Source organism: Thermoflexus sp. (assembly GCF_025055495.1).
In the GTDB taxonomy this organism is placed as follows: Bacteria; Chloroflexota; Anaerolineae; order Thermoflexales; family Thermoflexaceae; genus Thermoflexus.
This window is the reverse complement of sequence record NZ_JANWXB010000275.1, coordinates 1-9,862: the sequence shown is the minus strand read 5'-3', so window position 1 is coordinate 9,862 and position 9,862 is coordinate 1. Positions and strand designations below refer to the sequence as shown.

General features: G+C 63.7%; 12 protein-coding genes and 1 pseudogene. 10 read left to right on the top strand and 3 right to left on the bottom strand.

The annotated features are described in order from the left end of the window. Positions 1–190: 190 nt before the first annotated feature. The 4 genes from rbfA (at position 191) to NZM16_RS08925 (ending at position 2,417) form a co-directional block, all read left to right on the top strand. Positions 191–556, top strand: a complete 366-nt coding sequence (gene rbfA, locus NZM16_RS08940) for a 30S ribosome-binding factor RbfA (RefSeq protein ID WP_295450872.1) — start codon at positions 191–193, stop codon at positions 554–556. Then, positions 546–1,520, top strand: coding sequence for a bifunctional oligoribonuclease/PAP phosphatase NrnA (locus NZM16_RS08935; protein ID WP_295450875.1), 975 nt, complete (start codon positions 546–548; stop codon positions 1,518–1,520). The genes rbfA and NZM16_RS08935 overlap by 11 nt, the downstream gene beginning before the upstream one ends. A gap of 37 nt (positions 1,521–1,557) precedes the next feature. Then, positions 1,558–2,070 carry a MogA/MoaB family molybdenum cofactor biosynthesis protein gene (locus tag NZM16_RS08930; protein ID WP_295450878.1) on the top strand — a complete coding sequence of 171 codons (513 nt, stop codon included), beginning with the start codon at positions 1,558–1,560 and terminating at the stop codon, positions 2,068–2,070. A 113-nt stretch (positions 2,071–2,183) separates the two neighbouring features. Then, positions 2,184–2,417 carry a bacteriohemerythrin gene (locus tag NZM16_RS08925; RefSeq protein WP_295450881.1) on the top strand — a complete coding sequence of 78 codons (234 nt, stop codon included), beginning with the start codon at positions 2,184–2,186 and terminating at the stop codon, positions 2,415–2,417. A 61-nt stretch (positions 2,418–2,478) separates the two neighbouring features. Here the strand turns inward: NZM16_RS08925 and pfkA are convergent, their stop codons facing one another. Next, on the bottom strand, positions 2,479–3,444 hold the full coding sequence (gene pfkA, locus NZM16_RS08920; RefSeq protein WP_295450884.1) for a 6-phosphofructokinase: 966 nt from the start codon (positions 3,442–3,444) through the stop codon (positions 2,479–2,481). A 397-nt stretch (positions 3,445–3,841) separates the two neighbouring features. Between pfkA and NZM16_RS08915 the strand changes: the two genes are divergently transcribed. Continuing rightward, a complete protein-coding gene (locus tag NZM16_RS08915) occupies positions 3,842–4,942 on the top strand; it encodes an ABC transporter ATP-binding protein (RefSeq protein WP_295450887.1) in 1,101 nt (366 codons plus the stop codon). Positions 4,943–5,088: 146 nt separating this feature from the next. Here NZM16_RS08915 and NZM16_RS08910 read toward each other — a convergent pair whose 3' ends face one another. Continuing rightward, on the bottom strand, positions 5,089–5,715 hold the full coding sequence (locus NZM16_RS08910; protein WP_295450890.1) for a hypothetical protein: 627 nt from the start codon (positions 5,713–5,715) through the stop codon (positions 5,089–5,091). Between the two features lie 256 nt (positions 5,716–5,971). On the opposite strand from NZM16_RS08910, the gene trmB reads away from it, so the two are divergent. The 5 genes from trmB (at position 5,972) to NZM16_RS08885 (ending at position 9,235) form a co-directional block, all read left to right on the top strand. Continuing rightward, a complete protein-coding gene (gene trmB, locus NZM16_RS08905; protein ID WP_295450893.1) occupies positions 5,972–7,024 on the top strand; it encodes a tRNA (guanosine(46)-N7)-methyltransferase TrmB in 1,053 nt (350 codons plus the stop codon). Positions 7,025–7,138: 114 nt separating this feature from the next. Next, positions 7,139–7,372 (top strand): exodeoxyribonuclease VII small subunit, encoded by a 234-nt coding sequence (locus tag NZM16_RS08900; protein WP_295450895.1) that lies wholly within the window; start codon positions 7,139–7,141, stop codon positions 7,370–7,372. Between the two features lie 3 nt (positions 7,373–7,375). Continuing rightward, positions 7,376–7,828, top strand: a complete 453-nt coding sequence (locus tag NZM16_RS08895; protein ID WP_295450899.1) for a divergent PAP2 family protein — start codon at positions 7,376–7,378, stop codon at positions 7,826–7,828. Positions 7,829–8,015: 187 nt separating this feature from the next. Continuing rightward, positions 8,016–8,564: a cob(I)yrinic acid a,c-diamide adenosyltransferase gene (locus NZM16_RS08890; RefSeq protein WP_295450901.1), complete on the top strand. Its 549-nt coding sequence runs from the start codon at positions 8,016–8,018 to the stop codon at positions 8,562–8,564. Continuing rightward, positions 8,552–9,235: a nitroreductase family protein gene (locus tag NZM16_RS08885; RefSeq protein ID WP_295480004.1), complete on the top strand. Its 684-nt coding sequence runs from the start codon at positions 8,552–8,554 to the stop codon at positions 9,233–9,235. The genes NZM16_RS08890 and NZM16_RS08885 overlap by 13 nt, the downstream gene beginning before the upstream one ends. A gap of 245 nt (positions 9,236–9,480) precedes the next feature. Here NZM16_RS08885 and NZM16_RS14045 read toward each other — a convergent pair. Further along, positions 9,481–9,862, bottom strand: a pseudogene (locus NZM16_RS14045) (fatty acid--CoA ligase); the annotation flags it as partial.

Below are 9,862 nucleotides of genomic sequence, written 5' to 3'. Positions count from 1 at the left end.
GCGCGGCGCCGGGGGCTTCGTACCTCCCCGCGACTGCGGGCGCCTGCGGCGCTCACCTACAACCCTCCATCGCTGAGCATCCCGGCGCGTCAAGGGCTCCTATCTGGGCCAAACCGGTCAGGCAGCTCATCCCACCTTGATTGACGGAATCGCCTCCCCATGTTAGGATGGAACATCCTGGAGGTTCGCCATGGGAGAGCGTCGGCAACGACGGATTGGGGAATTGCTCCGAGAGGAATTAAGCGCCCTCATCGCCGAATTGAAGGATCCACGGGTCACAGGGGTGACCGTGACTGCCGTGGAGCCAGCGCCCGATCTCACCATCGCGAAAGTCTATGTGACGGCCTGGCCGACGGATCCCACACGGCGGGAGGAGGTGCTGGCGGGGCTGGAGCATGCCAAAGGCTACCTGAAGCATGAGCTGGCCGGGCGGGTGATCCTGCGCCGGATCCCTGATCTCGTTTTCAAGTGGGACGATACCTTCGACCGGGCGGATCGGATCGAACGATTGCTATGGAAGCTCCACGGGAAGGAGCAAACACCGGATGAGTCGTGAGCAGGCCCAACAGATCTTGAAGGAAGCGCAACGGGTAGCCGTGGCCACTCATGTTTCGCCGGACGCCGATGCGATCAGCAGCGCGACCGGTCTGGTGCAGATCCTCCGACGTTTGGGGAAAACGGCGGAGGCCTTCTGCGACGATGATCTCCCCGCCCGCCTGAAGGCGATCCCCCATGTCGAGGAAATCGCCCGAATCGCCCGGGGCTCCTTCGATCTCCTGGTCAGTGTGGACGCCAGCGACCCGGGGCGCCTCGGCAAAGCCTTCGCCGAACTCCAGGGCCTTCCCCTGTTAAACATCGATCACCACGTCACCAACACTCGCTTTGGGACCATCAACTGGGTCGATCCCTCCGCGGTGGCGACGGCGGAAATGGTGCTCTGGCTGGCGGAGGACCTGGGAGTGGCGCTGGATGCGGAGCTGGCCTCGATCCTGCTGGCGGGCATCGTGGGGGATACGATGGGCCTGCGCACCGCGAACGTCAACGCCCGGATCCTGCGGGAGGTGACCCGGTTGATGGAAGCTGGGGCCTCCCTGCCCGCCCTGGTCGATGCACTTTTCAACCGCCGTCCTCTGGCTGCCGTTCGCCTCTTCGGTCAGGCCCTTGTGGGAGTCCAGGTTGAGAGTGGGGTGATCTGGACGGTGATCACCCGGGAGATGCGGGCGGCCTCCGGGCTAACCCATGCGAACGATCTAAGCCTCTCCAGCTTTCTCATCGGGGTCGAGGAGGCGCGGATCGCCGCGGTGTTCACCGAACGGGACGATGGGAAGGTGGAAGTCAGCATGCGGGCCCGACCGGGCTACGATGTGGCCCGGGTGGCCCTGGCCTTCGGCGGAGGCGGGCATCCCCCCGCGGCCGGCTGTCTGCTTCCAGGTCCCATGGAGGAAGTTATCCCCCTGATCCTGGCCGCTCTGAAGACGGCCGCGCGGGATAGCCAGGGCGAAACCTCTGAAGGGCGTTGACTTTCCCGCAAGCCAGATCCAGCGAGGAACCACGGGAATGGAAACCGTTCGAGTCGGCATCCTCACCATCAGCGATCGGGCTGCCCATGGGATTTACCCCGATGAAAGCGGGGCGATCCTCCGGAAGCGGATGGTCGAGGAAATGGGCTGGACCGTCGCGCAATATGCGGTGGTCCCTGATGAGATAGAGGCGATCCAGCGAACCCTTCGGGCGTGGTGCGATGAGGAAGGCCTGGATCTCATCCTGACCACCGGGGGCACCGGGCTGGGTCCCCGGGATCTCACCCCGGAGGCCACGCGGCCGCTCCTGGAGCGGGAGGCCCCGGGCATCGCGGAGGCATTGCGCTTCCACAGCCTCCAGCATACGCCTTTCGCGATGCTCTCCCGAGGTATCGCGGGCGTTCGTAGGCGGACCCTGATCATCAACCTGCCGGGCAGCCCGCGGGCAGTGCAGGAAGCGATGGATCTCCTGGGAAGAGTTCTGCCCCACGCCATCGCGATGTTACGAGGAGAGGCCCATCCCCCCACCGGTCACGTCCTCCGGGCATAGCGCCGGACCGCGCTTCATCCACAGGGGATGATCTCCCCTGTCGACGCACGAAACCCGATTCGCCCATCTCCTACGCGCAGACTGCACAATCGCCTGGAAAGGAGAGAGCGGCCATGCGCAGGATCATTGAGCTCACGCAGGATCTGCTGACCGGCATCCCAGAGATGGACGAGCAACACCGGAAGCTGGTGGACCTGCTCAACGAAGTGTATGAGCTGTCCGCGCAGGGGAAGAGAGAGGAGGCGCGGGAGAAGCTGATCAGCGGCATCATCTCGTATGTGCATTTCCACTTCGATAGAAGAAGAGTTTATGAGCCGCGTGGGATTTCCCGAATGCGAGCTTCATAAGCAAATCCACAGACCTGCCTGCGAATGCTTCGGAGGGAAGCGGTTAGGCTCAGCGCAACCCTCAGCGTGCCAACATCAGCACCATGTCGTAATACGTGAGGTTCGCCTCGCGCCGGCGCTGCACCACCTCTTCCAGCGGGATGGTCACGATCTCCCGCCCCTGCAGGGCGGTCATCACCCCACGCTCCCCGGCCAGCATCGCTTCCACGGCCTTGACCCCCATGCGGGTGGCCAGCAGGCGATCGAAGGCCGTCGGGCTTCCCCCTCGCTGGATGTGGCCCAGGATGGTGATGCGCACATCGAAGCCGATGGGATGGCTCTCCAGGAACTTGGCGACCTCTGTCGTCCGGTAAGGGGCGCCCTCCGCGATCACGATCAGTGCATGGGTCTTCCCCCGCTCATAGGCATCTATCACCGCCCGAGCCACTTCCTCCAGACGGGTCTCCCGCTCCGGGATCAGCACCATCTCCGCCCCGCCGATCACCCCGGCGATCAGGGCGAGATACCCGCAATCCCGCCCCATGGTTTCCACCAGGAAGGCCCGTCCGATGGAGGATGCGGTGTCCCTTATCCGATCGATGGCGTCGATGATCGTGTTCAGGGCCGTGTCGACCCCGATGCTCATGTGGGTGCCCCAGATGTCGTTATCGATGCTGGCGGGGACCCCCACCACGGGGAAGCCGCGCTGATGGAGGGCCAGGGCCCCTCGCATGGAGCCATCGCCGCCGATAATCACCAGCCCCTCGATGCCATGCTGGTTCAGGCGGCGCAGCGCCTTGCGCTGCCCTTCCTCCGTCATAAACTCCTTCGAACGAGCTGTCTGCAGGATCGTTCCTCCGCGCTGGATGATCCCGCCCACATCCCGTGGGCGGAGCTCTGCAATTTCTCCCTCGATCAGGCCCTGAAATCCGCGCCGGATCCCCATCACCTGCACCCCGTGGTATGCGGCGGTGCGCACCACCGCCCGGATGCAGGCGTTCATGCCCGGCGCATCCCCTCCACTGGTCATCACCCCGATGCGACGCATTCCGCATTACCTCCTCGGTGGCGGCGACTGAAAAGTCCTTTCAAAGATACACATTATATTCATTTTATTAAGCCCTCGGGTAGAGGGGCAACATCTGAGATCCAAGAGGCATGTTCAAGGTCTGTCGAGGTGGATCTTCTCCAGCGCCCTCCGCGCCTTCAGCCCCAGTGATGCAGGCCTTCAGGCCGGGAGAGGGGGTCCTTTCCTCGGGAAGGCTATCAGAACCCGTTGGAAGATTTCGGGGAAAGCGCCGACAATTTTGGAATATGCCCCCCCAGCAAACCGTTGCTCAAGCGGGTCGACCAAGTTACAATGGTAAGGAGGGTCCTGATCCATTCGTTCGGATCGAGGCAGGAATATCCTAGGTAGGCGGATTTTCTATCAGGGGGTAAGACTCATGGCGAGCGTGGCGTTCGAGAACGTGACCAAGCAGTTTGGAAACGTAGTGGCTGTGAAGGATCTCACGCTATATATCCCGGATGGGGAATTCCTGGTGCTGGTCGGCCCCTCGGGATGCGGCAAGACCACCACTCTGCGCCTCCTGGCGGGCCTGGAGGAGGTCACCCGCGGGCGGATCTACATCGGAGACCGAGATGTAACGGAGATCCCCCCCAAGGACCGCAACATCGCGATGGTTTTTCAGTCTTATGCCCTTTATCCTCACATGAACGTCTACGACAACATCGCCTTCGGCCTGCGCATGCGGAAAGTTCCTAAGGCGGAGATCGAGCGTCGAGTGCGGGAGGCGTCGCGGATGCTGGAGATCGAACATCTGCTGGACCGCAAGCCGCGGCAACTGTCGGGCGGCCAGCGCCAGCGGGTGGCTGTGGCCCGGGCCATCGTCCGCGACCCGGCGGTCTTCTTGTTCGATGAGCCGCTCTCGAACCTCGACGCCAAGCTCCGGGTGCAGACGCGGGCCGAGCTGATTAAGCTGCATCAGCGGCTGGGCACTACCTTCGTCTATGTGACCCATGATCAGGTTGAGGCGATGACCATGGGCACCCGCATCGCCGTGATGAAGGACGGGGTGCTCCAGCAGGTCGATACGCCCCAGAACCTTTACGAACGACCGGAGAACCTCTTCGTGGCCGGGTTCATCGGCTCGCCGCCGATGAACTTCTTCGAGGCCCGCGTGGTGCCGGAGGGGGATGGATTGTGCGTCGACACCGGTGCCTTCCGCGTGCCCGTCCCGCCAGACCGGGTGGCAGTGTATCGCCCGCACGTAGGGCGGCGGGTGGTCTTTGGCCTGCGGCCGGAACACATTTATGACCCTGAATACGCTCCACCCCTCAACCATCCGGCGGAGGTGCTGGCACGGGTCGATGTGCGGGAGCTGATGGGAAGCGAGGTCCATCTTCACCTGGTGGCGGATCGCCAGACCTTCGTCGCACGGGTGGACCCGCGGTCCCGGGCCCTGGTGGGGAACACCATCCGCGTGCTCTTCGATATGGATCGCATGCATCTCTTTGACGCGGAAACCGAGCGCGCCATTCGTTAACCCGGCGGGCTCCCTGCCCCTGAAGGCCTCCTTTCGGAGAGCGTACGGGAGCAAAGGGGCGGGCGGCTTCCCTGCCTGCCCCTCTGCCTCCTCGTCCCGATTCGTGAAGGGCCAGGTATAGGGAACGCGTCTGCGCTCCGCCTGTTTCAACGATCCCGCACGGCGATGAACCGATCGAAGGCCACTCGGGCATCTCCCCCCGCCATCGTTCCGATGCTGACGCCCACCCGACCGCTCTCCGCGTTCGATCCCCGCGGAACCCGGGCAACCTCAACGCCGTTCACCCAGAAGATCATCTCCACGCCCGCGCTCCGGACCCGCAGGTGATTCGTGGTCCGCCCCGTTCGAATGGCTGGATGAATGGTCCAATCCATAAGGGCCCGCCAGTTCCCTCGCTCATAGAAAAAGACCCCATAATAGCCATCCGCGCTGATCGCAAAGCGATAGAACCGTCCCCGAGCGGCATGGACGATAAGGCCATAGTCCGTCGAGGACGGCCCCTCCAGCAAGGTTCCTTCCACTTCGACCTGACCGTCTTGAAAGGCAAATGGGGAAAGGGCCCACCCAACCATATGAGGCGGCTTCAGGCTCAAGCTCAGATAACCGTTCGCGGCCTGAGCGGTCAAGCGCGCCTCTGCCGGAAGGAACCACCCGGGCGCGCCATTTGTAAAGTCGATGGCATAGCGCGCGCTGGAAGCCGGACGGCAGGCGGCGATCGAGAGGAGCGACAGGAAGCAACTCCAGAAGACCGATTGCGGAATCCCGCGCGCCATGGACCTCTCCCCTCTCATGCCCATAACAGCCCCTCGCATGATCAGTTTATAATTCCCTGGTAGGAGTTGCGCAGCTGGCTTCCTCGGAGGGCTTTAGGGGCGGAACCGAGCGATAAAGGCGTTCGGGTCCGCCCTCGAAAGCCCAGGAGGAGACGAACGGCGTAATTCCTACCCCTGGGAGAAGACCCCGCTGATTTGAATGTTCCGGGCTTCCCGTCCGAACGGGATCTCGATCTGGACGTCCGGAGCACTTGGCATGGCCTCTGTTTGGGAGGACAAAGCGTCTGCTCTCCAGATTCCCCCCGGGCGATTTCGGCTGGGGGACCCCCGCTGGCTGCTGGAGCTACGGCATCTGCCGTGGCCCATGGATTGGGCGGCCTGTTTCGGCCGGGATGGCCCGCTCCACGTGGAGATCGGATTTGGTGATGGAATCTTCCTGGCGGCGCTCGCCCGCCGGATGCCCGAAGCCAACTGCGTAGGGGTGGAACGGGCCCTGGAGCCCACCCGATGGGCGCTCCGGCGGCTCCGTCGGGAAGGGCTAGAGAATGTCCGCCTGGTGCTGGGCGATGCCTTCGCTGCCCTCGCCCTGATATTCCTGCCCGGATCCATCGCCGGGCTTTATATCAATTTCCCGGACCCCTGGCCGAAAGCCCGGCATCACCATCGACGGCTACTGACGCCGGCTTTCCTGCAACTAACCGCCCATCGTCTGCAGCCAGGGGGAACGCTCCTGATCGCAACGGACGATGTCGATTATGCCCTCTGGATCGCCGATGTGCTGAGGGAGACGCCCGGGCTGGAGAGCGCCTTGGAGACGCCGTGGGTTCATGCGCTGCCGGATCGGGAGCCAACTCGTTATGAGCGGAAGGCCCTTGCTGCCGGCCGGGTGTGTTTTTATTTTGTCTGGCGGCGGAACGGGCCGGTCCCTGCGCCCTCGCTCCCTCGGATCATGCGCCCGGAGGAAGCCATGCCTCACCGGATCTGGAAAGGCACACCGGAGCTCTCCCGTGTGATCGAGGCCCTGCGTGGACGTCTCTGGCAGGATGGGGAGACGATCTGGCGGGTGAAGGCGCTCTATCGCCCGGTCGCGGAGGAAGGGCTATTGATCGAGCTGCTCATGGCGGAGGGTCAATGGGTGGAGCAAGTGGCCTTGCGGTTTCAGCCCCACGGGTCGGGAGTCTGGATTCTGAAGCCGGCGGAGATCGGAGGGATACGGCCCACAGAGGCGCTGAAGATGGGTGTGCGGGCTGTGGCCCGGGCCATCGAAGAGGCGACGCCCGAGTTCCAGGTCCTCTCCTCCACGATCTGAGCTGGCCGTTCAGAGGCTGGGGCGAGCGCCTCCTGGCGCCTGGTTCCAGCCTATATTCGGGTTTCTTTTTCCATCGATCAGCAAGCAGGGATATCCCTCTAAAGGGGGGATTCGATGAGCAAAGCCATCCACGAACTGACCTTTGAGGAAGCGCTGGCTGAGCTGGAACATATCGTGCGCGCCCTGGAGGGCGGTGGGCTTCCTCTGGAGGAAACCATGGCGCTTTACGAACGGGGGCGCGCCCTCGCCGATCGATGCCAGCAATTATTACAGGAAGCTCAGCTGCGAGTTCAGTTGCTCGAACGCAACGAATCCGGGGCGATCCATCTGACCCCGTTCGAGGGGTGAGGGATGAACGTCAGCGATCTCTTCCAGAACCCGATCCTGTTGCCGGCCTTCCTGGCCTGGATGGTAGCCCAGGCCTCCAAAGTCCCCGTGGAATGGGCCCGACGGCGACGGCTGGATCTGGGCCTGTGGGTTAGCGCCGGCGGCATGCCCAGCTCCCATGCGGCCCTGGTCTCCGCGATGGCGACTGCGGTGGGGCTGCGCGAGGGCCTGACCTCCACCGTCTTTGCGATCAGCGCCATTGTCGCTCTGATTGTGATGTATGATGCGGCAGGGGTTCGCCGCGCGGCCAGCATCCAGGCTCGCATTCTGAACCAGATCCTGGAGGAAGTGTTCACAGGCCGCCCGCTCAGCGAACAGCGCCTGAAGGAGCTCATCGGCCATACGCCAATGGAGGTGTTCGTGGGCGCGTTGCTGGGACTCGGGATCGCATGGCTCTGGTGGCATTTCACGCCATGATGGAGAATCGATTCCATAGGCGGGGCCGCCGGAGGCGGCCTCTCCCGCCCAGAAACACCTACAAATACGGAGCGTGATCCGTCCCAAGGAAGCGCTACCGGAGATAAGAACTGCTCGGGCAACCGAGCGGGCGGCAAAGCCCCTCGCTCTGTCCCATGAACACATCCAGTTCGGATGGTGGAATCGTATGAAGATCTACACGCGGACCGGCGACAACGGCACCACCCAGTTGATGGGCCCCACACGAGTTCCGAAGGATCATCCCCGAGTGGCGGCCTATGGGACGGTGGACGAGCTGAACGCCTGGCTGGGTTATCTGGGGGCGATGGGGATCCCAGCCCCGTGGGCGGAACGGATGCTGACTGTTCAGCGGGACCTGTTTGTGATCGGAAGCTATCTGGCCCTCGACCCCGCCGTGGCCGATCGAGCGCCCTCGCTCCCTGTCCCTCCGGAAGGACGCATCGCGGAGATGGAGGCCTGGATCGATGAATGCGAAGCCATCGCTGGCCCCACACGGGTCTTCATCCTCCCGGGAGGCCATCCCATGAGCGCGGCCTTCCACATCGCCCGCACCGTCTGCCGGCGGGCTGAGCGGGCGGTGGTGACGCTTCACCAGCAGGAGCCCGTTCCCCCCTGGATTCTGGCTTATCTCAACCGTCTTTCCGACCTGCTCTTCATGCTGGCCCGATGGGCCAACACGGCCCACGGCGTAGAGGACATCCCATGGATCCCCTGATGGAGAACCTCCCGGCTCCCGCCCGAACGCTGCTGGAATTCCTCCGCTCCCGGCGCTCCATCCGACAGTATCGTCCGGAGCCTGTCCCCTCGAGGTGGGTGGTCGCGCTGCTGGAGGCCGCCCGGTGGGCCCCCTCCGCCCACAACCGCCAGCCGTGGCGATTCGTGGTAGTGGAGGACTCAGACGTCAAAGCCCGGCTGGCCCAGGCGATGGGCGAACGTCTAACGGCGGACCTGCGGCAGGACGGGGTTCCGGAGGAGCGGATTGCAGAGGATGTGGCCCGTTCCCGCGAACGGATCGTTTCCGCCCCGCTGGCGATCGTGGTCTGCCTGTCGATGATCGAGATGGACCGCTATCCCGATGAACGACGACAGACGGCTGAGCGAACGATGGCCGTCCAGAGCGTAGCGATGGCCGGGCAGAACATGTTGCTGATGGCCCATGCCCTGGGCCTGGGAGCCTGCTGGATCTGCGCCCCCCTGTTCTGTCCGGAGACCGTGCGGGAGACACTGGGGCTGCCGTTGGACTGGGAGCCCCAGGGGATGATCCTGATCGGGTTTCCAGCAGGGTCACCCCGGGTGAAACCGCGAAAACCTCTCGAGGCCTTCACCCGGTGGATGGGGCCTGACGGATTCAACGAGCATGTCCCTTCCCCGCCCGGAATGAGGTAGGAACCCAGCCATACCGTTGTCCCTACCCCGATGGGCGGTCCCAGGGATGCCCTTTCCGATAGCGCTCCCTTACAGCGGATCGCGCTTTTTGTTGCAGGGATAGGTGGGCGTGGGGGGCGCCTTCAGCGGCCCCCCACACCCACCTCAGGGGGGAAGGACCATTACGGAGAAGGCGGGACCTCCCCCCTTCTTTCTCCTCCCTTTCCATCCGACGGGGAGGGGGAAGAGGGTTACACGGATAGGCTCTAAATAGGCGTCTCCGGGAGATAATATTCCCGGAACTGCTCCCGGAGCACCTTCTTAATCGAACTTCCCCACACTGGTCTTGGGGATCGCTTCCACAAACACGATGTCATCCGGCAGCCACCACTTGGCAAAGCGCGGCCGCAGGAACTCCAGGAGCTCCTCTTTGGCGATGACCCCCTTAAACTCCGGCCGCGGGACCACGACCGCCAGTGGGCGCTCCTGCCACTTCGGGTGAGGGACGGCGATGACGGCGGCCTCCAGGACTTTGGGGTGGGCCATCAGGGCGTTCTCCAGATCCACTGAGGAGATCCACGATCTGGATGTATCCCTCCGGTTCGATGGTCACCACATCCCCGGTGCGGAACCAGCCGTCCTGGAAGG

Coding starts and splice junctions, on each gene's coding strand:
- NZM16_RS08910 (WP_295450890.1), bottom strand. CDS start 5,715: ATGGCGCGCGGGATTCCGCAATCGGTCTTCTGGAGTTGCTTCCTGTCG.
- NZM16_RS08930 (WP_295450878.1), top strand. CDS start 1,558: ATGGAAACCGTTCGAGTCGGCATCCTCACCATCAGCGATCGGGCTGCC.
- NZM16_RS08890 (WP_295450901.1), top strand. CDS start 8,016: ATGAAGATCTACACGCGGACCGGCGACAACGGCACCACCCAGTTGATG.
- NZM16_RS08915 (WP_295450887.1), top strand. CDS start 3,842: ATGGCGAGCGTGGCGTTCGAGAACGTGACCAAGCAGTTTGGAAACGTA.
- NZM16_RS08895 (WP_295450899.1), top strand. CDS start 7,376: ATGAACGTCAGCGATCTCTTCCAGAACCCGATCCTGTTGCCGGCCTTC.
- NZM16_RS08935 (WP_295450875.1), top strand. CDS start 546: ATGAGTCGTGAGCAGGCCCAACAGATCTTGAAGGAAGCGCAACGGGTA.
- NZM16_RS08900 (WP_295450895.1), top strand. CDS start 7,139: ATGAGCAAAGCCATCCACGAACTGACCTTTGAGGAAGCGCTGGCTGAG.
- NZM16_RS08885 (WP_295480004.1), top strand. CDS start 8,552: ATGGATCCCCTGATGGAGAACCTCCCGGCTCCCGCCCGAACGCTGCTG.
- NZM16_RS08925 (WP_295450881.1), top strand. CDS start 2,184: ATGCGCAGGATCATTGAGCTCACGCAGGATCTGCTGACCGGCATCCCA.
- pfkA (WP_295450884.1), bottom strand. CDS start 3,444: ATGCGTCGCATCGGGGTGATGACCAGTGGAGGGGATGCGCCGGGCATG.
- trmB (WP_295450893.1), top strand. CDS start 5,972: ATGGCCTCTGTTTGGGAGGACAAAGCGTCTGCTCTCCAGATTCCCCCC.
- rbfA (WP_295450872.1), top strand. CDS start 191: ATGGGAGAGCGTCGGCAACGACGGATTGGGGAATTGCTCCGAGAGGAA.